This is a genomic window from Streptomyces sp. NPDC003032 (assembly GCF_053591415.1).
Genome location: NZ_JBSFTT010000013.1, coordinates 15,208 through 36,600, shown reverse-complemented (window position 1 = coordinate 36,600; position 21,393 = coordinate 15,208). Strand labels below are relative to the sequence as shown.

Annotated in this window: 17 protein-coding genes; 13 read left to right on the top strand and 4 right to left on the bottom strand. The window is 70.6% G+C overall.

The genetic code is table 11. The annotated features are described in order from the left end of the window. The first annotated feature begins 80 nt into the window (after nucleotides 1-80). The 8 genes from ACWDZ7_RS19790 (at nucleotide 81) to ACWDZ7_RS19755 (ending at nucleotide 10,368) form a co-directional block, all read left to right on the top strand. Nucleotides 81-2,723 (top strand): hypothetical protein, encoded by a 2,643-nt coding sequence (locus ACWDZ7_RS19790; RefSeq protein ID WP_451798490.1) that lies wholly within the window; start codon nucleotides 81-83, stop codon nucleotides 2,721-2,723. Further along, complete coding sequence (locus ACWDZ7_RS19785) at nucleotides 2,716-3,684, top strand: ABC transporter ATP-binding protein (protein WP_451798488.1); 969 nt, start codon at nucleotides 2,716-2,718, stop codon at nucleotides 3,682-3,684. Before ACWDZ7_RS19790 ends, ACWDZ7_RS19785 begins: the two co-directional genes overlap by 8 nt. Before the next feature lie 109 nt (nucleotides 3,685-3,793). Beyond that, nucleotides 3,794-4,984, top strand: a complete 1,191-nt coding sequence (locus tag ACWDZ7_RS19780; protein ID WP_451798487.1) for an alginate lyase family protein — start codon at nucleotides 3,794-3,796, stop codon at nucleotides 4,982-4,984. 69 nt (nucleotides 4,985-5,053) lie between these two features. Continuing rightward, the gene (locus ACWDZ7_RS19775; protein ID WP_451798486.1) at nucleotides 5,054-5,764 is read left to right on the top strand and encodes an ABC transporter ATP-binding protein; all 711 of its coding nucleotides are present in this window, start codon (nucleotides 5,054-5,056) and stop codon (nucleotides 5,762-5,764) included. Between the two features lie 84 nt (nucleotides 5,765-5,848). Then, nucleotides 5,849-8,431, top strand: coding sequence for an ATP-binding protein (locus tag ACWDZ7_RS19770; protein ID WP_451798484.1), 2,583 nt, complete (start codon nucleotides 5,849-5,851; stop codon nucleotides 8,429-8,431). A gap of 32 nt (nucleotides 8,432-8,463) precedes the next feature. Continuing rightward, nucleotides 8,464-9,147 (top strand): response regulator, encoded by a 684-nt coding sequence (locus ACWDZ7_RS19765; RefSeq protein ID WP_451798483.1) that lies wholly within the window; start codon nucleotides 8,464-8,466, stop codon nucleotides 9,145-9,147. Nucleotides 9,148-9,225: 78 nt separating this feature from the next. After that, nucleotides 9,226-9,624 (top strand): OB-fold nucleic acid binding domain-containing protein, encoded by a 399-nt coding sequence (locus ACWDZ7_RS19760; RefSeq protein ID WP_355804503.1) that lies wholly within the window; start codon nucleotides 9,226-9,228, stop codon nucleotides 9,622-9,624. Between the two features lie 3 nt (nucleotides 9,625-9,627). Next, entirely contained in the window at nucleotides 9,628-10,368 is a 741-nt protein-coding gene (locus tag ACWDZ7_RS19755; RefSeq protein ID WP_451798481.1) for a DUF3159 domain-containing protein, read from the top strand. Between the two features lie 131 nt (nucleotides 10,369-10,499). Here ACWDZ7_RS19755 and ACWDZ7_RS19750 read toward each other — a convergent pair whose 3' ends face one another. The 4 genes from ACWDZ7_RS19750 to ACWDZ7_RS19735 all read right to left on the bottom strand — a co-directional run bounded on the left by ACWDZ7_RS19750 (nucleotide 10,500) and on the right by ACWDZ7_RS19735 (nucleotide 12,561). After that, nucleotides 10,500-11,177: a potassium channel family protein gene (locus tag ACWDZ7_RS19750; RefSeq protein ID WP_451515473.1), complete on the bottom strand. Its 678-nt coding sequence runs from the start codon at nucleotides 11,175-11,177 to the stop codon at nucleotides 10,500-10,502. After that, nucleotides 11,177-11,845 carry a potassium channel family protein gene (locus ACWDZ7_RS19745; RefSeq protein WP_423589976.1) on the bottom strand — a complete coding sequence of 223 codons (669 nt, stop codon included), beginning with the start codon at nucleotides 11,843-11,845 and terminating at the stop codon, nucleotides 11,177-11,179. Before ACWDZ7_RS19745 ends, ACWDZ7_RS19750 begins: the two co-directional genes overlap by 1 nt. Before the next feature lie 144 nt (nucleotides 11,846-11,989). After that, on the bottom strand, nucleotides 11,990-12,229 hold the full coding sequence (locus ACWDZ7_RS19740) for a hypothetical protein (protein ID WP_451798479.1): 240 nt from the start codon (nucleotides 12,227-12,229) through the stop codon (nucleotides 11,990-11,992). After that, entirely contained in the window at nucleotides 12,229-12,561 is a 333-nt protein-coding gene (locus ACWDZ7_RS19735; protein ID WP_451798477.1) for an ArsR/SmtB family transcription factor, read from the bottom strand. The genes ACWDZ7_RS19740 and ACWDZ7_RS19735 overlap by 1 nt, the downstream gene beginning before the upstream one ends. A 177-nt stretch (nucleotides 12,562-12,738) precedes the next feature. Between ACWDZ7_RS19735 and ACWDZ7_RS19730 the strand changes: the two genes are divergently transcribed. From ACWDZ7_RS19730 to ACWDZ7_RS19710, 5 genes are all read left to right on the top strand, one after another. Continuing rightward, nucleotides 12,739-15,006 carry an MMPL family transporter gene (locus ACWDZ7_RS19730; RefSeq protein ID WP_451798476.1) on the top strand — a complete coding sequence of 756 codons (2,268 nt, stop codon included), beginning with the start codon at nucleotides 12,739-12,741 and terminating at the stop codon, nucleotides 15,004-15,006. Between the two features lie 71 nt (nucleotides 15,007-15,077). After that, nucleotides 15,078-17,168 carry an APC family permease gene (locus ACWDZ7_RS19725; protein ID WP_451798475.1) on the top strand — a complete coding sequence of 697 codons (2,091 nt, stop codon included), beginning with the start codon at nucleotides 15,078-15,080 and terminating at the stop codon, nucleotides 17,166-17,168. A gap of 105 nt (nucleotides 17,169-17,273) precedes the next feature. Then, nucleotides 17,274-18,674 (top strand): class I SAM-dependent RNA methyltransferase, encoded by a 1,401-nt coding sequence (locus tag ACWDZ7_RS19720; RefSeq protein ID WP_451798473.1) that lies wholly within the window; start codon nucleotides 17,274-17,276, stop codon nucleotides 18,672-18,674. 583 nt (nucleotides 18,675-19,257) lie between these two features. Continuing rightward, entirely contained in the window at nucleotides 19,258-19,554 is a 297-nt protein-coding gene (locus ACWDZ7_RS19715; RefSeq protein ID WP_451798472.1) for a hypothetical protein, read from the top strand. 692 nt (nucleotides 19,555-20,246) lie between these two features. Next, nucleotides 20,247-21,296 (top strand): AAA domain-containing protein, encoded by a 1,050-nt coding sequence (locus ACWDZ7_RS19710; protein ID WP_451798470.1) that lies wholly within the window; start codon nucleotides 20,247-20,249, stop codon nucleotides 21,294-21,296. Nucleotides 21,297-21,393 lie beyond the last annotated feature (97 nt).

Below are 21,393 nucleotides of genomic sequence, written 5' to 3'. Positions count from 1 at the left end.
GGGGTGGCTCAGTGACGCGTGCGTGGTTGTCCGTGACGCGCGCGTGGTCGCGGGTAGGGCTTGCGCTGTTGGTCGGTGTGGTGGTTGCGGTCGCCGGCGCCGGGCCCGGGGTGCTGGAGCGGCTCGGCGGCGAGGCCTTCGGGGCGCGGTTGGAGCAGGCGCAGCGAGCCGCGCCCGGGGTCGTGCACAGCGCGCGGTTCGACCCGGAGGAGGTGCGGCTCGGCGCGAAGAGCGATCTCCGGGGGGATCTCGACCGGTACGCGCAGGTCATCGCGAATGCCACGCCCCGGTCGCTGCGGGGCGCGGTCGTGCACGACTCGACCCGGGTCCGGCTTCCCACCGTGCGGGCCGCGGGCGCCGCGTTGTCGCTGGTGTACGCCTCCGACGCGCCGGGGCCAGAGTCGTACGTCGCCGGGCGGGCGCCTCGTGAGCGGGGAGAGGTCGTCGAACTCGCCGTGTCCACCCGTACGCGCGACGCGCTGAAGCTGCGGGTCGGGCAGCGGGTGCGGCTGGGGGCCGGGGCGTTGCAGAACGTGAGCGCTGTGGGGCGCGTGGCGGGGGTCTTCCGGGCCGAGGGTGAGCGGCGGCTCTGGACCGAGCAGCCCTCGTTGGTACGGCCGTTGCCCGGTGCGGCCGGGAGCGGCCCGGATGCCGCTGCGCTGATCGCGCCTCGCGGTGTCGAGATCCTGCAGAACCAGGCGGACGCCGAGCTGACCGTCCACTGGAACATGCGGCTGGAGCCGGACGCCGCGGCGGCCACCCGCTTCGTGGGGGAACCGCGGGACTTTCGGCGGGCCATGGCCCGCTTTCCGCTCGCCGCACGGGAGGCCTACTGCCAATTCGGCGTGTACGGCGGAAAATTGTGCGTCATCGGCGTCCATCCCGCCACGGAACTGGAGACCGCCACCGAACTCCCCGCTGTCTTCGAGGAGTTCCAGCGACGGTGGCGCCAGGCCACGGTGGTGATCTCGTTCGCCTCGGCCTCGCTGCTCGGGGTGGGAATCGCCGCTGTCGTCGTGACGTCGTTGCTGGTGGTGCGCCGACGGCTCGACGCGGACAGGCTGCTGCGTGCGCGGGGGGCCTCGGCGTCGGGGGTCGCCCTGGGGCGCGCCGTGTGGAGCGCGCCGGCCGTGGCGCTCGGGTTCGGTGGCGGCTGCGTGGTCGCCGGTGCGGTGCCGGGGAGTTCACCCGCGTACCGCCATGGCCTCGTTGTCGCGGTGCTCTGCTGGCTGCTGCTGCCCGCTCTCACGTGGGGTGCGGTGCGGGACCGGGCGGTGCTGCGCGACCGGGCGCCGAGGCGGGCCGGGCGGCGGCTGGTCGCCGAGGCGGTCGTGCTGCTGCTCGCCGCGGCCGGCGTGGTCGCGCTGCGGGCGCGGGGCACGGAGGGGGCCGCGGGCCCCGATCCGCTGCTCGCCGCCGTGCCCGTGCTGCTCGGGCTCGCCGCGGTCGCCGTGCTGGTGCGGTGCTATCCCTGGCCGGTGCGGCTGGTGGCGCGCTGGTCGGCCCGGGGGCGCGGGATCGTGATGCTTGTCGCGCTCTCCCGCGCCGCGAAGGAGGCTCCCGCGCGCGGGCTCGCGCTGCTCGTCCTCGTGGTGACGCTCTCCGGTGCCGTCTTCGGAGGCCTTGTCTCCGGGACGCTGACGGAGGGGCGGCGCTCCGCGGCGGCCTGGCAGGTGGGTGCCGACGCCTCCTTCCTGGGGGCGGGGCGCGACCCCGGCATGGCCGAGCGGCTGGCACGCGCGCGTGGGGTGCGGGAAACGGTGGCGGTGCGGCAGCTGCGGGTCGACCCCGTGAGCGGTACGGACGGGGGGCGGTACGGGATCTCCAGCCTGATCGGCGTGGACGCGGTGAAGCTGCGCAAGGCGGCGAGGGACTCGGCCGCCGCTCGCGCGCTGACCAGGGCCGGGCTCACGCGCGGCGGCGGGGGCGCGGACATCCGGGTGCTCGCCTCCGAAGGGCACGCCGGGGATCTGCTCACCTTCACGCGGCACGGCCAGGAGGTGCGGCTGCGGGTCGTGGGGCCGCTGCCCGAAGACGTGGGGCGCGACCGGGCGCTGGGGCCCGTACGCGGCGCCACCGAGGCACGGCAGCGGCTGCTCCTCGCCGACAACAGGGACCTCAAGACCTTCGCCGTCCCGGAGTACGAGGAGTCGGTGCTGCTGCTGTACGGCGAGCGCCTGGACGCCGAGGCGCTGCGCTCCCTCGTGCCGCGCGCCGCCCCCGGGGCCGCCACCGGCGAACTCCGCATCCGTGCCGAGGAGCAGGCCGAGGCCGAGGACGACGGGCTGATCGGCGCGGTGTCCACGGCGTACACCGCCTGTACCGCCCTCGCCGTGCTCCTCGCGCTGACCGCCCTCGTCCTCGAACTGCTGCTGTCCGCTCCCGCGCGCGGGCACACCGCCGCCCACCTGCGCACCCTCGGCCTCGGCGGGCGCGCCACCTCCGCGCTGCACCTGCTGCAACTGCTGCCCATGGTGCTCGCGGCCGTCGCGGGCGGCGTCGCGCTCGGTCTCACGCTGCCCGCGCTGCTCGGACCCGCCCTTGACCTGCGGGAGTTCACCGGCGGACCCACCGCGCCCGACCGTCGCGTCGACGCGCTGTTCACCGCGGCCCTGGGGGCGGGACTCTGTCTTCTGGTCGCAGCCGCGGTGGCCGTGGAGACCTGGCTCGGGCGCCGCCGAGGGCTCGGTGCCGTCCTGCGACTGGGGAGAACCGATGACTGAAGCGTCCCGCCGGACCGCCGTGAGCGAACTGGCCGGTCTGGAGGCGCGGGCCCGCGCCGGGCGCCGGCCCGCGGGCGACGAGGGCCTGGTCGTCTGCGACAACCTCGTCCGCGTCTACCGCACCGAAGAGGTCGAGGTGCAGGCGCTCCAGGGCCTCGACCTCGTCGTGGCCGAGGGCGAGTGCGTGGCCCTGGTCGGGGCGTCGGGGTCGGGCAAGTCGACGCTCCTGTCGATCCTGTCGGGGCTCGACCTGCCCACCGCGGGCCGCGCGAAGGTCGCGGGACACGACCTGCTCGCCATGGGGCGCCGCGAGCGCCTCGGCTACCGCAGGAGCACCGTCGGCTTCGTCTGGCAGCAGACCGGACGCAACCTCCTGCCGTACCTGACCGCACTGGAGAACGTGGCGCTGCCGATGAAGTACGCGCGCGTGCCGCGTCGTACGCGCCAGGAGAAGGCCGCCGAACTGCTCGGCGTGCTCGGCGTCGCGCACTGCCGCGACCGGCGGCCCGCCGAGCTCTCCGGCGGTGAACAGCAGCGCGTCGCCGTCGCGGTCGCCACCGCCAACTCCCCGCGCGTGCTGCTCGCCGACGAGCCCACCGGCGAACTGGACACGGCCAGTGGCGAGGACGTCTTCGCGGCCCTGCGCCGCGCCAACGAGGAACTCGGCGCGACCGTCCTGGTCGTCACGCACGACCCGCTCGTCTCCGAACAGGTCCGCCGCACCGTACGCATCCGTGACGGACGTACCTCTACGGAGACGCTCCGTGAACGGGGCGGTGACGGCGAGGAGTTCACGGTTCTGGACCGGGCGGGGCGGTTGCAGCTGCCGGGGGAGTATGTGGAGCGGTACGGGTTGCGGGGGCGGGTGCGGTTGACGGCGGAGCCGGATCATGTGGGGGTGTGGTCGGATGGGGCGGGGGGCGGCGGCGGGGCGTCCGAGGGCCGGGAGGCTCCCGAGTAGGAGTTCTGCCGCCACACCTTGACGGAGGGCAGGTCCGTACCTATGGTCACGGCCCAACGCGCGCGTTCAGGAAGGTACTTCACGTTCACATACGAGAACGGATGCTCTCATGCCGGACGCCCCTATGTCGGTTGCCCTCACCCCCGTACTGGCCGCCCTGATCGCCGGGCTCATGGCCGGGCCCGGGGCGAAGAGCGCCGACGCCGCACCCACGGATTTCGTCCACCCCGGAGTGGCCGTCTCCCGCGGCCAGTTGGACTTCGCCCGCGAGAAGGTCACCGCGGGCGCCCAGCCCTGGAAGTCCGCCTACGACCAGATGATGGGCAGCAAGTACGCCTCCCTGTCACGCACCCCGAAGCCCCGCGCGGTCGTCGAGTGCGGCAGCTACTCCAACCCCAACCACGGCTGCACCGACGAGCGCGAGGACGCGATCGCCGCGTACACCACGGCCCTCGCCTGGTACGTCACCCGTGACGACCGCTACGCGAGGAAGTCCATCGAGCTGATGGACGCCTGGTCGGCCACCATCAAGGACCACACCAACAGCAACGCCCCGCTCCAGAGCGGCTGGTCCGGCTCCAGCTGGCCGCGCGCCGCCGAGATCATCAAGTACACGTACACCGGGAACTGGGCGAACTCCGGACGCTTCGCCACGATGCTGCGCACCGTCTACCTCCCCGAGGTCATCAACGGCTCGAACTCCAACGGCAACTGGGAGCTGTCGATGATGGAGGCCGCCATCGGCATCTCCGTCTTCCTGGAGGACAAGGCGTCGTACGACAAGGCGATGGCCAAGTTCCGCACGCGCACGGCCGCGTACGTCTATCTCGCCTCCGACGGCCCGCTGCCGAGGACCGTGCCGAGCCAGAACCTCGACACCCGCGAGAAGATCGTCAAGTACTGGCAGGGGCAGGGCACCTTCACCACCGGACTCACCCAGGAGACCTGCCGCGACTTCACCCACACCGGGTACGGCCTCTCCGCCATCTCCCACGTCGCCGAGACCAGCCGCGTTCAGGGCCAGGACCTCTACTTGACCGACGTCGGCGAGCGGCTGCGGCACGGGCTCGGCTTCCACGCCAAGTACGAGCTGGGTGAGGCCCCGCCCGGCTCACTCTGCGGCGGATCGGTCCACCGCGGGCTCGGCCCCGTCACCGAGGTCGGCCACAACGCGCTCGCCGGCCGCCTCGGCCATGCCATGACCAACACCCGGCGGCTCACCGAGCAGAACCGCCCGGCGGGGTCCAACAACCTCTTCGTCGCCTGGGAGACCCTGACGCACGCGGGCAACCCCGGCTGACCGAAGCCGCCCGTCCGGGCCTTGCCGGGCCGGGCGGCCGGTGACGATACTCGCGAGGTGCCAGAAGCCATGGTCGTCGTAGAGGATCTGCACCGGACGTACGGCACCGGGGCGGCCGCCGTGCACGCCCTGCGCGGTGTCTCCCTCACCGTCCCGCGCGGCGAACTCCTCGCCCTCAAGGGGCGCTCCGGCTCCGGCAAGACGACCCTGCTCAACCTCGTCGGCGGGCTCGACACCCCCGACCGGGGGAAGATCACCGTGGACGGCGTGGAGCTCGTCGGCCTCGGCGAGAGGGGCCTCCTTGAGCTGCGCCGCGACCGCCTGGGCTTCGTCTTCCAGTCCTTCGGGCTCATCCCCATCCTCACCGCCGCCGAGAACGTCGGCGTCCCGCTGCGGCTGACGAGGACCGACCCCCGCGCGCGGGAGGAGCGGGTCGCCCTGCTGCTCGCCCTCGTCGGCCTCGCGGACCACGCCCGGCAGCGGCCCGGCGAACTCTCCGGAGGACAGCAGCAGCGCGTGGCGATCGCCCGCGCCCTCGCCAACCGGCCCGCCCTGCTGATCGCCGACGAACCCACCGGACAACTCGACGCGGAGACCGGGCTCGCCGTGATGGAGCTGCTGCGCGCGGTCGTCCGCAGCGAGGGCGTCACCGCGCTGGTGGCCACGCACGACGCGGCGCTCCTCGCTCTCGCCGATCGGGTCCTGGAGCTGAGCGACGGGCAGATCAGCACGCATCAGGGTTATGTCAAGGACACCGGCCCCACACCCCCTCGCCCGTAATGCCGGAATTGTTGGCCGTAGGGTCGACGCTGCGTACACAGTCGTCCGCTGCGTACACAGTCGTTTCAGGAAGACAATGGGGCCATGGCACGCGGCAAGCTTCGGATCTACCTCGGTGCTGCACCGGGCGTCGGCAAGACGTACGCGATGCTCTCCGAGGCCCACCGGCGCGTCGAGCGCGGCACCGACTGCGTGGTCGGCTTCGTGGAGCACCACGACCGGCCGCGCACCGAGGTGATGCTGCACGGCCTCGAACAGGTGCCCCGCAGGGACCTGGAGTACCGCGGCACGGCCTTCACCGAGATGGACGTCGACGCCGTCCTGGAGCGCGCCCCCGCCGTCGCCCTGGTCGACGAACTGGCCCACACCAACGTCCCCGGCTCCCGCAACGCCAAGCGCTGGCAGGACGTGGAGGAGCTGCTCGCGGCGGGCATCGACGTCGTCTCGACCGTCAACATCCAGCACCTGGAGTCCCTCGGCGACGTCGTCGAGTCGATCACCGGCGTGCGCCAGCGCGAGACCGTGCCGGACGAGGTGGTGCGCCGCGCCGACCAGATCGAGCTGGTCGACATGTCGCCCCAGGCGCTGCGCCGCCGCATGGCACACGGCAACATCTACAAGCCCGACCGCATCGACGCCTCCCTCTCCAACTACTTCCGGCCCGGCAACCTCACCGCCCTGCGCGAACTCGCGCTGCTGTGGGTCGCCGACCGCGTCGACGAGTACCTCCAGCAGTACCGGGGCGAGCACAACATCCGCTCCACCTGGCAGGCCCGCGAGCGCATCGTCGTCGGACTCACCGGCGGCCCCGAAGGCCGCACCCTGATCAGGCGCGCGTCGCGCATGGCCGCCAAGGGCTCCGGCAGCGAGATCCTCGCCGTCTACATAGCCCGCAGCGACGGCCTGACCGCCGCCTCGCCCAAGGAACTCGCCGTCCAGCGCACCCTGGTCGAAGACCTCGGCGGCACCTTCCACCACGTCATAGGCGACGACATACCGGCCGCCCTGCTCGACTTCGCGCGCGGCGTCAACGCCACCCAGATCGTCCTCGGCTCGTCGCGCCGCAAGACCTGGCAGTACGTCTTCGGGCCCGGCGTCGGCGCGACCGTCGCCCGCGATTCGGGGCCCGACCTGGACGTGCACATCGTCACCCACGGCGAGGTCGCCAAGGGGCGCGGGCTGCCCGTCGCCCGCGGCGCGCGCCTGGGCCGCTCCCGGATCACCTGGGGCTGGCTGGTGGGCGCCGCGGGACCCGTCCTCCTGACCCTGCTGCTCACCCACGTCGACGCCGACCTCGGCCTCGCCAACGACATGCTGCTGTTCCTGACGCTGACGGTGGCCTCCGCGCTGCTCGGCGGTCTCCTGCCGGCCCTAGCGTCGGCGGCCGTCGGTTCGCTGCTCCTCAACTACTACTTCACGCCACCGCTGCACCTGTGGACGGTCTCCAACAACAAGAACATCGTCGCGATCGCCGTCTTCGTGGGCGTCGCGGTGTCCGTCGCCTCGGTGGTGGACCTCGCCGCCCGCCGCACCCACCAGGCCGCCCGGCTGCGCGCCGAGTCGGAGATACTCTCCTTCCTCGCGGGCAGCGTGCTGCGCGGCGAGACGAGCCTCGAAGCACTCCTGGAGCGGGTCCGCGAGACCTTCGCCATGGAGTCAGTGGTGCTCCTGGAGCGCGCGGGCGACAACGAGCCCTGGACCTGCGCGGGCAGCGTCGGCGACGGCCGCCCGCCGGGCCGCCCCGAGGACGCCGACGTGGACGTGCCGGTCGGCGACCACATGGCCCTCGCCCTGTCCGGCCGCGTCCTGCCCGCCGCCGACCGCCGCGTCCTCGCCGCGTTCGCCGCGCAGGCCGCCGTCGTCCTGGACCGCCAGCGCCTGAAGTCCGAGGCCGACCAGGCCCGCACCCTCGCCGAGGGCAACCGCATCCGCACCGCGCTGCTCGCCGCCGTCAGCCATGACCTCCGTACGCCTCTGGCGGGCATCAAGGCGGCCGTGTCCTCGCTGCGCTCCGACGACGTCGAGTGGTCCGAGGAGGACGAGGCCGAACTCCTCGCGGGCATCGAGGACGGCGCCGACCGCCTGGAACACCTCGTGGGCAACCTCCTAGACATGTCGCGGCTGCAGACCGGCACCGTCACCCCGCTGATCCGCGAGATCGACCTGGACGAGGTCGTCCCCATGGCGCTCGGCGGCGTCCCCGACGGCAGCGCGGAGCTGGACATCCCCGAGACGCTGCCGATGGTCGCCGTCGACAAGGGCCTGCTGGAGCGGGCGGTCGCGAACATCGTCGAGAACGCCGTGAAGTACGCCCCCGAGGGCGAGCCCGTCAAGGTCTCCGCCAGCGCACTGGGCGAGCGCGTCGAGGTCCGCGTCGTGGACCGCGGCCCCGGCGTCCCCGATACCGCCAAGGACCGCATCTTCGCGCCCTTCCAGCGCTACGGTGACGCTCCGCGCGGCGCGGGCGTGGGCCTCGGCCTCGCCGTCGCCCGGGGCTTCGCCGAGGCCATGGGCGGCACCCTCGCCGCCGAGGACACCCCCGGCGGCGGCCTCACCATGGTCCTCACCCTGCGGGCGGTGGCCGGGCGCCCGCCGGACCGCGACGGCCTCCCCGGTCCCACGGGCCTCGCCGGTCTCCCCGATGTCCCCGCCCAGGTCACCCAGTGACCCCGAACCAGAAGTCAGAAAGGCAGGCCGGCATGACCCGGGTGCTCGTGGTCGACGACGAGCCGCAGATCGTACGCGCCCTCGTGATCAACCTGAAGGCGCGCAAGTACGAGGTGGACGCGGCCCCCGACGGCGCCACGGCGCTCCAGCTGGCCGCCGCCCGCCACCCCGACGTGATCGTGCTCGACCTCGGTCTGCCCGACATGGACGGCGTGGAGGTCATCAGGGGCCTGCGCGGCTGGACGCGCGTACCGATCCTCGTCCTGTCCGCGCGGCACAGCTCGGACGAGAAGGTCGAGGCCCTGGACGCGGGCGCCGACGACTACGTGACCAAGCCGTTCGGCATGGACGAGCTCCTGGCCCGGCTGCGCGCGGCCGTCCGCAGGGCCGAGCCCGTCGGCGCGGGCGAGGACGACGTCATGGTCGACACGGAGGACTTCTCCGTCGACCTCGCCGCGAAGAAGGTCAACCGCCACGGCCGCGACGTACGCCTCACTCCCACCGAGTGGCACCTCCTGGAGGTGCTCGTACGCAACACCGGCCGCCTGGTCAGCCAGAAACAGCTGCTCCAGGAGGTGTGGGGCCCCTCCTACGGCACGGAGACCAACTACCTGCGCGTCTACATGGCGCAGCTGCGCCGCAAGCTGGAGGCGGATCCGGCGCACCCGCGGCACTTCATCACGGAGCCGGGGATGGGGTACCGCTTCGAGCGTTGAACTCGTCCGTGAGCGGGCATAAGCACAGATGAGCGCACCCCTCTCCTCAGTGTCGGCACCCCCCGGTACGCTTTCTGTATGAGTGCTGTTCCTGGTTCCGAAAAGCCGGCAGGCCGTTTCCGGCGCATGCTCGACCGGCTGTCCTCCTCCCAGGAGGATCTGGAGTCGGAGGAGCTGCGTGAAGACGCCGAGACCGCGGGCTGCGTCCGCATCGGCGACTGTCAGGACCGCCAGATAGTCACCGTTACTGGTACCTTGCGCACGGTCACCCTGCGACCACGCGCCGGGGTCCCCGCGCTGGAGGCCGAGCTGTTCGACGGCTCAGCGGCGCTGGACGTGGTGTGGCTGGGCAGGCGCTCCATCGTGGGGATAGAACCGGGGCGCAAGCTGATCGCGTCGGGCCGGATCTCGATGAGCCGGGGCCGCCGAGTGCTCTTCAACCCCAAATACGAACTCAGACCCCTCGGACGGGAGTAGCCGGTGACGTCCCTCGACAAGCCGACGGACCAAGGGAACGCGGATCAGGCCGCCGATTCCAGGGCCGTGACCGAGGCAGCGCTCTTCGAAGCCTTCGGCGGCGTGCGGGGCATGGTGGAGACGGTCGTTCCCGGCCTGCTCTTCGTGACCATCTTCACGGTCAACAAGGACCTGCACATGTCGGCCATCGCGGCCCTCGCGGTGTCCCTAGTGCTCGTGGTGGTCCGCCTGGTCATGAAGGACACCGTCAAGCACGCCTTCAGCGGCGTCTTCGGGGTCGCCTTCGGCGTGGTCTTCGCGATGATGACCGGCAACGCCAAGGACTTCTACCTGCCGGGCATGCTCTACACCCTGGGCCTGGCCCTGGCCTACATCATCACGACCATCGCGGGCGTCCCCCTGATCGGCCTGATCCTCGGCCCGGTCTTCAAGGAGAACCTCTCCTGGCGCACCCGCAACCCCGGCCGCAAGAAGGCGTACGCGAAGGCCAGCTGGGCCTGGGGCCTCATTCTGCTCGCCAAGTGCGCGATCCTCTTCCCGCTGTACTGGTGGGCGGACACCACGCAGTTCGGCTGGGTCCTGGTCGCCCTGAAGATCCCGCCGTTCCTGCTCGCCGTCTACCTCACCTGGCTCTTCCTGGCGAAGGCCCCGCCGCCCATCGACGTGTTCGCGGAGATGGAGGCCGCCGAGAAGGCGGAGAAGGAGCGCGAGGCCGCGGCGCAGGCCCAGCGGGGCGCCCCGTAAGGGGGCGCGGGGCTGTGACATGTGCGGCTCCGCCGCGTGGGCGCGACAAGCCACGACGAGCCCGCAGACAAGAGCATGGGGGGCGCCCGGTGACTTACCGGGTGCCCCCCATCTGCGTACCGCGAAAACCGTCAGCTCACGGGGTCTTCCCGCCGCACCGACAGCAGATCCTCCAGCTGCTCCTCGCGCGCCTGAGCCGCTACGAAGAGAAGCTCGTCGCCCGCCTCCAGGGAGTCGTCCGGGGTCGGCGCCAGCACACGCGTGCCGCGGATGATCGTCACCAGCGAGGTGTCCTCGGGCCACTGGACGTCGCCGACCAGCGTGCCCGCGAGGGCGGACTCGGGCGGCAGTGTCAGCTCGACGAGGTTCGCGTCGCCGTGGCTGAAGCGCAGCAGCCGCACGAGGTCGCCGACGCTCACCGCCTCCTCGACGAGCGCGGACATCAGACGCGGCGTGGAGACGGCGACGTCGACGCCCCAGGACTCGTTGAAGAGCCACTCGTTCTTGGGGTTGTTCACACGGGCGACGACCCGCGGGACGCCGTACTCCGTCTTGGCGAGCAGGGAGACGACGAGGTTGACCTTGTCGTCGCCGGTCGCGGCGATCACGACGTTGCAGCGCTGGAGCGCGGCCTCGTCGAGGGAGGTGATCTCGCAGGCGTCGGCGAGCAGCCACTCGGCCTGCGGGACGCGCTCGACCGAGATGGCGGTCGGCGCCTTGTCGATGAGAAGGATCTCGTGACCGTTCTCCAGGAGCTCACCGGCGATGGAACGGCCCACCGCGCCGGCTCCGGCAATGGCGACCCTCATCAGTGACCGCCCTCCTCGGGGCCTTCGGCGAACGCCGCTTCGACCTTGTCGACCTGATCGGTGCGCATCATCACGTGCACCAGGTCGCCCTCCTGCAGAACCGTCTGCGAGGTCGGCAGGACCGCCTCGCCCAGCCGGGTGAGGAAGGCCACACGTACGCCGGTCTCCTCCTGGAGCTGACTGATCTTGTGCCCGATCCAGGCCTCGGACGCGTGCACCTCGGCGAGCTGTACGCCGCCGGTGGGGTCGCGCCACAGCGGCTCGGCACCCGAGGGGAGCAGGCGGCGCAGCATCTGGTCGGCTGTCCAGCGGACCGTGGCGACCGTGGGGATGCCGAGGCGCTGGTAGACCTCGGCGCGGCGCGGGTCGTAGATGCGGGCCGCGACGTTCTCGATGCCGAACATCTCGCGGGCGACCCGTGCGGCGATGATGTTCGAGTTGTCGCCGCTGCTGACGGCGGCGAAGGCGCCCGCCTCCTCGATGCCGGCCTCGCGCAGGGTGTCCTGGTCGAAGCCGACACCGGTGACGCGGCGGCCGCCGAATCCGGAGCCCAGACGGCGGAAGGCCGTGGGGTCCTGGTCGACCACGGCGACCGTGTGCCCCTGTTGTTCCAGGGTCTGCGCGAGAGCGGAACCGACTCTCCCGCAGCCCATGATGACGATGTGCACGACCGTCCTTCCGGCTGTGTCAATACTCTGTGCTCAGGCTGAACAGGCTGAACGGTAAAAGCGTCTCAGACCGGAGCCCAAGCTACACACGCGCGGTCCGCGCGGGGCACCCCCGTGCACCCGCCGGAAGGGTCGGCCCCGGCTTCAGTCCACGCTGCGCAGCAGACCTTCGACATTCTGCAGCCGGTGGCCGAGTTCGACGAGCTGCAGGCGGGTCGCCTCCTGCTCCGACCTGGCGCGTTCGACCGCTGCGCGGTACTCGTGCATGGCCTCGGCGTACTGCCGGTCGCGCTCGCGGTTGCGCTGGGTCTGGAAGTAGGCGACGGCGACGATCGCGCCGGCGAGTATCAGGAAAAATGCGACCGGGATGATCACATCGTCCATTAGGGCGTCCCCTTTGCTGAGTGCTGTTCGTCGTCGCCCGTCTGACCCTCGCGGACGGCCGCGGTGATCGTATCCACGTTCAACCGCACGTCGAACGGTGCGAGTTCGAAGTACTTGAGCGCCTTGCCGTCGTCGGAGAGTTCCAGGCGGCCGACGACGAGGCCTGCCTTCTCCATGCGTTCGAGGTGCATGTAGAGCAGGGGGCGGGACACCCCGAGTCGCCGGGCCAGTTCGCTGACGTACAGCTGGCCGGACGAGAGCTCGCCGATGATCCGGATGCGCTGGGCGTGGCCGACCGCCGCGAGAAAAGCCAGGAGCTCCTCGCTGTCCATGGTCCGCCTTCGCGCTGGTGCCGATACCGATACCTGTCAGCCAAGGCTTACGCATGACGGGAACGGCTGTCAAACCCCGCACGGACCCCGCCCGTTACACCAACTCTTACGGTTGACGGCTTGAACCTTCACCTGTCAGTCTCCACTTACACATGAAGGACGAAGGGGTGGACGGACATGACCAGGGGCGGGAAAAGCAGGAGCGGGCGATCGGTCACGGTGCGCGCGGCACGATGGAGCGCGCTGCACCCATGGCGGGCGGTCATCGGCTGGCTGGTCTTCGTGGCGCTGTGCCTCGGGGGCGGGATCGCCGCCGGCATGAACAGCGCCACCAGCGCGGACTTCCGCGTCGGCGAGGCGGGCCGGGCGGAGGCCCTGGCGACCGAGGGCGGCGTCCAGCTGCGGTCCACGGAACAGGTGCTGATCCGGGCCGCGTCGGGCCCGCTGGACAGGGCGGCGGCCGACGCCGCGGTCAAGGACATCACCGCCCGGATGAAGGCCCTGCCCGAGGTCGCCTCGGTCGCGGCCCCGGTGCGTTCCGCCGATGGACGCGTCGTGCGGGTGCCGGTGGAGCTGAACGGCTCCGAGCAGGACGACCAGAAGAGGGTCCCCGCGCTCCGGGCCCAGACCGAGGAGGCCGCGAAGGCCCACCCCGGCCTGGTGATCGAGGAGACCGGCGACGCCTCCGTGAGCAAGGGCGTCGACGACCAGCGCAACAAGGACCTGAAGTTCTCCGAGGCGATCACACTGCCGATCACCCTGGTCACGCTGGCCGTGGTCTTCGGCTCGGTCGTCATGGTCGGCGTGCCGCTGCTGCTCGCGATCACCTCGATCATGGCGACCATGGGCCTGGCGATGCTGGCCTCGCACCTGCTGCCCGACACCGGCGTCGGGATGAGCATGATCCTGCTCATCGGCATGGCCGTCGGCGTCGACTACACGCTCTTCTACCTCAAGCGGGAGCGCGAGGAACGGGCGCGGGCGGGCGGCCGCCTCAGTTCGGAGGCGCTCGTCGAGGCCGCCGCCGCGACGGCCGGGCGCGCGATCGTCGTCTCCGGGCTCGCCGTGATCGTCTCCACCACCGCGCTCTACCTCGCCGGTGACGTCATCTTCGACTCGCTCGCCACCGGAACCATCCTGGTCGTCGCCGCGGCCGTGGTCAGCTCGGTGACGGTGCTGCCGGCGCTGCTGGTCAAGCTCGGGCGGCGCACGGAACGCCGGCAAGCCAAGCGCCTCGCGAAGGGCAAGCCGGTACGGACGTACGCCCACGGCGAGAAGAAGCCCGGCCGCGTCTGGAACGCCCTGCTCGCACCCGCCCGCAAGCGCCCCGCGCTCACCCTGTGCCTGTCGGTCCTGGTCATGCTGGGACTCGCCCTGCCCGCGCTGAACATGAACCTCAAGAATCCGGCGCGGGACAGCTTCTCGCGTGACATCCCCGCGATGCAGGGGTACGACAGGCTGCTCGACGCCTTCCCGGAGCAGCGCGTCCGCCACCTCGTCGTGGTGCGCGCCGAGGCCGCGCAGGCCGCCGATGTACGGGAGGCGCTGACGGCACTGGACCGGGAGGCGCAGGCGGACCCGCTCTTCTCCGGCCACCGCTCCGGTGCTCCGCTCCTGCGCTCCTCCGAGGACCGCAGGACCACGACCCTGGAGCTGAACGCCCCGCACCCGACGTACTCGGAGAAGGCCGAGGACTCACTCGCCCACCTGCGCGACGACTACCTGCCCGCGACCGTCGGCAAGCTGCCCGGCGTCGAGACGGCCGTCACCGGCGAAGTGCCGCGAGGCGTCGACTACGTACAGCACCAGAACCAGAAGCTGCCGCTCGTCCTCGGCTTCCTGCTCCTGATGACCTTCGCCATGACGGTCTACGCCTTCCGCTCCGTCGTCCTCGGACTGCTCGGCGTCGTCCTCAATCTGCTGTCCGTCGGCTCCGCGCTCGGACTGCTCGTCCTCGTCTTCCAGGGCGAGTGGGCCGAGGAGCTGCTCTCCTTCGTCTCGCTCGGCGGGATCTCCTCGCGCGTACCGCTCTTCCTCTTCGTGATCCTCTTCGGGCTCTCGATGGACTACCAGGTCTTCGTGGTCAGCCGGATCCGCGAGGCCGCCCTGAACGGCGTACCCACCCGGCAGGCGGTCCTCGACGGCATCGCGTCCTCCGCCAAGATCGTCACCAGCGCGGCGATCGTCATGGTCACCGTCTTCGCGAGCTTCGTGATGCTGCACATCCTGGAGATGAAGCAGATGGGCTTCGTCCTCGCGGCGGCCGTCCTGCTCGACGCGTTCGTGATCCGCGTCATGATCCTGCCGGCGGCGCTGCTCCTGCTGGGCCGCGCCACCTGGTGGCCGTCCAAGTCGATCCGCCGCGCGGAGGCGCGGGCCGCGGACTCCTGCCAGGGCTCCTTCGACCGGGATTCCGAGCGGCGCAGGGTCGCACAGCACGGATAACCGGGGCGGATCCGGAGCAGATGGGGGGTGTGGGTGGGCGGGCGTCCTGCCGAACGCTTACGATCCTCTGCGTGTCCAAACTGACCGACGTGCCCAAACGGATCCTCATCGGGCGCGCACTGCGCAGTGACCGGCTCGGAGAAACGCTCCTGCCGAAGCGCATCGCACTCCCCGTCTTCGCGTCCGACCCGCTCTCCTCCGTGGCATACGCGCCGGGAGAGGTCCTTCTCGTCCTCTCCATCGCGGGTGTGTCGGCGTACCACTTCAGCCCGTGGATCGCCGTCGCGGTCGTGGTGCTGATGTTCACCGTGGTCGCGTCGTACAGACAGAACGTGCACGCCTATCCGAGCGGTGGTGGCGACTACGAGGTCGCCACCACCAACCTCGGCCCCAAGGCGGGGCTCACCGTCGCGAGTGCCCTGCTCGTCGACTACGTCCTGACCGTGGCCGTGTCGATCTCCTCGGGCATCGAGAACCTCGGCTCGGCGGTCCCCTTCGTGGTCGAGCACAAGGTCCTGTGCGCGGTCGCCGTCATCGTCCTCCTCACGCTGATGAACCTGCGCGGCGTGAAGGAGTCCGGGAAGCTCTTCGCGATTCCGACGTACGTCTTCGTGGCCGGCGTCTTCATCATGATCGCGTGGGGTGCCTTCCGGGGCATCGTCCTGGACGACACCATGAAGGCGCCCACCGCCGACTACGTGATCAAGCCCGAGCACCAGGGCCTCGCCGGTTTCGCGCTCGTCTTCCTGCTCCTGCGGGCCTTCTCCTCCGGCTGTGCCGCGCTCACCGGCGTCGAGGCGATCAGCAACGGCGTCCCGGCGTTCCGCAAGCCGAAGTCCAAGAACGCCGCGACGACGCTCGCGCTCATGGGCGGCCTGGCCGTCACCATGTTCTGCGGCATCATCGCGCTCGCCATGGTGACCAAGGTCCGGATGGCGGAGTACCCGGGCAAGGACCTCTTCCACAACGGCGTCCCGGTCGGCTCGGACTACGTCCAGAACCCGGTGATCTCCCAGGTCGCCGAGGCCGTCTTCGGCCACGGCAGCTTCCTCTTCATGATCCTGGCCGCGGCCACCGCGCTGGTCCTCTTCCTCGCGGCCAACACCGCGTACAACGGCTTCCCGCTGCTCGGCTCGATCCTCGCCCAGGACCGCTATCTGCCGCGCCAGCTGCACACCCGCGGCGACCGCCTCGCGTTCTCCAACGGCATCGTGCTGCTCGCGGGCGCGGCCGCCCTGCTGGTCGTCGTCTACGGCGCGGACTCGACCCGTCTGATCCAGCTCTACATCGTCGGTGTCTTCGTCTCCTTCACGCTCAGCCAGATCGGCATGGTCCGGCACTGGAACCGCCACCTGGCCGGCGAGAAGGACCCGAACAAGCGCCGCCGCATGATCCGCTCCCGCGCGATCAACACCTTCGGCGCCTTCTTCACGGGCCTCGTGCTGGTCGTCGTACTCGTCACCAAGTTCACGCACGGCGCCTGGGTCGCGCTGCTCGGCATGTGCATCTTCTACGCGACGATGACGGCGATCCGCCGCCACTACGACCGCGTGGCCGAGGAGATCGCCGCCCCGGACACCCCGTCCGACGACCACATGCGCCCCTCCCGCGTCCACTCGATCGTCCTGGTCTCCAAGATCCACCGCCCGACGCTGCGCGCCCTGTCGTACGCGAAGCTGATGCGCTCGCACACCCTTGAAGCGCTCAGCATCAACGTCGACCCGGCCGAGACCAAGGCGCTCAAGGACGAGTGGGAGCGGCGCGGCATCACCGTGCCGCTGAAGGTCCTCGACTCGCCCTACCGCGAGATCACCCGGCCGATCATCGAGTACGTGAAGAACCTGCGCCGGGAGAGCCCGCGCGACGTGGTCAGCGTGATCATCCCCGAGTACGTGGTCGGCCACTGGTACGAGCACCTGCTGCACAACCAGAGCGCGCTGCGCCTCAAGGGCCGCCTGCTCTTCACCCCGGGCGTGATGGTGACGTCCGTCCCCTACCAGCTGGACTCCTCCGAGGCCGCGAAGAAGCGGGCCCGCAAGCGCCAGGAGTGGAACGCGCCGGGTGCGGTGCGGCGGGGGCCGGTGGAGAAGCCGAGGCGTACGAGGGAGAAGGAACCGAAGGAGAAGGAACCGGGCAAGAAGGAGCCGAGCAAGAAGGCTTGACGCCGCCTCCCGGCCTGTCTGTGGTGAACAGCCGGACAACACCCACGTAGACTGGTGGGCTGTTGTCCGGCTGTTCCCCTTTTTACGTTGTGGAGTCACCCCGCCATGCAGGCAGAACCGAAGAATCCGCAGGCGGGGAACGCGCAGGCGGACACGTCGACGTCACCGGTGGACACGTCGACGTCACCGTCGGACACGTCGCTGGTCGGCCACGAGTACGAGGTCGAGGTCGGCCCCGTCGCGCACGGCGGCCACTGCATCGCCCGTACCGCCGAGGGCCAGGTGCTCTTCGTACGGCACACGCTGCCCGGCGAGAAGGTCATCGCACGCGTGACCGAGGGCGAGGAGGGTGCGCGCTTCCTCCGGGCGGACGCGGTGACGATCCTCGACCCGTCCAAGGACCGCGTCGAGGCCCCCTGCCCCTACGCGGGCCCCGGCCGCTGCGGCGGCTGCGACTGGCAGCACGCCAAGCCGGGCGCGCAGCGCCGCCTCAAGGGCGAGGTCATCACCGAACAGCTCAAGCGACTAGCGGGCCTGACCCCCGAGGAGGCCGGCTGGGACGGCACGGTCATGCCGGCCGAGGGCGACAAGGTGTCGCCGGGCGAGGTCCCGTCGTGGCGTACGCGCGTGCAGTACGCGGTGGACGAGGACGGCAACGCGGGCCTGCGCCGCCACCGCTCGCACGAGGTCGAGCCGATCGAACACTGCATGATCGCCGCCGACGGCGTCTCCGAGCTCGGCATCGAACAGCGCGACTGGTCCGGCATGGCGTCGGTCGAGGCGATCGCGGCGACCGGCTCCCAGGACCGCCAGGTGATCCTCGCCCCGAAGCCGGGCGCGCGCCTGCCCATCGTGGAACTGGACAAGCCGGTGTCCGTGATGCGCGTCGAGGAGCATGACGGCGGCATCCACCGCGTCCACGGCCGCCCCTTCGTCCGCGAGCGGGCCGACGGCCGCACGTACCGCGTCGGCAGCGGCGGCTTCTGGCAGGTCCACCCGAAGGCGGCGGAGACGCTGATGCTCGCCGTCATGCAGGGCCTGCTGCCCCGCAAGGGCGACACGGCCCTGGACCTCTACTGCGGCGTCGGCCTGTTCGCGGGCGCACTGGCCGACCGCGTCGGCGAGAAGGGCGCGGTCCTCGGCATCGAGTCCGGCAAGCGAGCGGTGGAGGACGCCCGCCACAACCTCGCGGGGTTCGACCGCGTCCGCATCGAACAGGGCAAGGTCGAATCGGTCCTCCCGCGCACGGGCATCACCGAAGCGGACCTCATCGTCCTGGACCCCCCGCGCGCGGGCGCGGGCAAGCAGACGGTCCGCCACCTGGCGAGCCTGGGCGCGCGGCGGATCGCATACGTGGCTTGCGATCCGGCGGCGTTGGCTCGGGACTTGGCGTACTTCCGGGACGGGGGGTATCGGGTGCGGTCGTTGCGGGCGTTTGATCTTTTTCCGATGACCTCGCATGTTGAGTGTGTCGCTGTTCTAGAGCCAGCGGCGAAGGGCCTCTGAACTGCCATTTTGTAGTTCCGGTGAGCTCGTTCGACCTGCTTTCGAGGCTTGGGCGGGTACACCGTGTGGTGTGCGTTGCGTTACTCGATCTGATCTGAGGAGCGGTGCTGGCGCAACGCCTCGGTATTACCGTCCTGTGGTCGTGACAGGTGGTGCTGTCTGCGGCCGCCGTGGCGTCCTGCCGACGAGGTAGGGCAGGCCGCGGTAGGCAAAGTCGCGCAGGACCTTGGGTGTGCCCGCACCGGGACCCTGCCCGTTGGAGCACGGAGGACGTAGGTCGCCACTCGGGATTCGAGTGAGCGCGCTGGTGCAGCGTCTGGAGTCCGCGGAAGCGGTGCGGGCCCTGCTCGCCCTCTTGCCGCATCGCAGGAGGCGGGGATCCCGAGGCTATGGCGTTCCCGTCCTGTTGGGCAGCAGTGTTGTATCCGGCTGTCGGCGCGATTGTCGTTCCCATTCTCGCCGTTCCCTCTGTTCGCGTTCTTCGCGCCCGGGGGCGTTGCGCGTTGACTACGGCTTCGAGGCTGGGCAGTCGCCAGTGCTTGGGGTGTATGGATGCGAGGAGTTGGTTGAAGGTGTCGAGCGAGTGCTCGTCGTCGATGGATTCACCTCGGTCGGCCTCGAGCCGCGTTCGGATCTCCAGCCAGCGGTGTGCCCATTCGCTGATGTGCCAGATGGTCATGGCGTCGAGATAGCGGACGGCGGGGCGGGTGCCGTTGATGCGACATTGCTTTTTGAGGGATTGGCGCCCGGCGTGGATCTGTTCAAATTGCCAGAGCAGGTTGAAGTAGTGGTCGAGGACTATGTCGGAGGTTTCGTCAGTGGGCCCGGTCCCACGCCTGTAGCGCTCCAGGATGCCGCGGGACTTCGCGGTGTCGGCTGAGGTGAGGTTGCCGAAGAGGGAGCGGGCGAGTTCGAAGCCGGCGCGGGCGCTGTTGCCGCGGGTGGTGTACGCGGCGATGCACGCACTGATGACGGCAAGGCCAGCAGATACGAGGGCAGTGTTGGTGGGGCTCATGCTCGGCAGCATGGCTCGCCCGGAGTCAGGCCATGCACAGCTTGAGCCGGATCAGAGGTTAGGACGATGGCCAGTCGGAGGAGCTCCAGCTGTCGCCATTCTCTTGACCGTCGCCGGAGTCACGGCGGCCAGTGAGACCACATTCGGGATCGAGGAGCCCAGCGCGTAGCGGCCAAGGGGCAGACCGACGCTCCACACGACACCGCCGGCGATCTGTCACACGATGAACGCCCGCGCCGGGGCCCGGCCCCAGTGCGCTCGCGAGAGGATTGAGCACCGTGCGCACCACCGGCACGAACCGTGCGAGCACGAGCGCCTTCGCTTGCCCGAACGACGCGAGCAGTACCTGAGCTGCCATCTCCAGGTGGAGCCGGCGCCAACCTCGGGCTCGCCCTCGCCTAGGGTTGCCGACGTCGCCACCGGCAATGGCTGATCGCGAATGATTCCGGCCAGCGACAGGTCAGTGACTGGCCATAGCCGTCGAGTGCACCGTTCGACAGCGGCAGACTCACGTACGGTCTTCGGACCTGTGGGGCGATGTTGGGGGAGCGGTGCACATGACCGGGGCGGGGCGGCCTTATCCCGTCGAGGAACTCCTGACGGCGGTGCACGCCGAGATCCTCGCCGAACTCCGGAACGACGCCGAGGGCGCCATGAAGGTCGCACTTTCCAAGGGGCGGCTTCTCTCACAATACGGGGGGACACGCGAGTATCTCTTCGAGTGCCGCACCTGGCACGACAGCCTGGACGGTGCTTCTGTCCTCGCCCGGCCGTCACGTTCCCGGAAGGCGTGGGACCCGGCCGAGGCGTCTCGCGCTCCGGACGGGACCGTACGGCTCGTGACGAAGGCCGATCTGGGGGCGGCGCCCGTGAACATCCAGATCCGCAAGGACGACTCCGCGAACTGGGCCGCGCTGGCCGAGCGCCTGGAGACGGTCGGCGGTCAGGACAGCCCCGTCGACGCGGACCACGCGGGCTGGCTGGTTGGCCGCGGTAACCCGCGCACCGGCCGTGCCGAGAACCCGGGGCAGTGGGTGGCGAACTGGGCAGGGCTCCAGCTGAACCCACGTCAGCGCGACGCTGTCGCACAGGCCCTCGCCAGTGAGGTCCTGTTCCTATGGGGACCGCCTGGCACCGGGAAGACGGACGTCGTCGGTCACATCGTCGAGGGCAGTTTCCGCCAAGGACTCAAGGTTCTCTTTCTCGCCCCCACGAACGTCGCGGTGGACCAGGCCCTTGAGCGGATGTGCTCCCTGCTGGAGCACGAGGAGGGCTTCGCCGAGGGGATGGTCCAGCGGGCTGGGACCATCGTCCTGCCGTCGCTGCGCGGCCGCTACGGAGACCAGGTCGACCCGGCCCGGATTGCCGCCCTGCTCGTGGAGAGCATCGATCGACAGATCAGCACGGCGACCGACCAGCTCAAGGGGGCGAGGGCGGCGCTGGCCTTGCACGACCGGATCCGGGACCTGGAGTCGGATCCGGCCACCGGCACGGAGGAGATGGCGGAGGCAGACCGCGACCACGCCGCGGCGGCGGGTTGCGTAGCGTTGGCCACAAACCCCGAGGCAGCGCCAGACTCAGGGGCCAAGCCGCCGTCGAAGTCCTAGCTGAGCCGTTTCGTTCGGATCAGGGTGTTTCCCAGCCGGGCAGCGAAGCCATATGCAGGCGAAAGCGGCCGCCATCGGTAGGTATGCCCGGTACGTC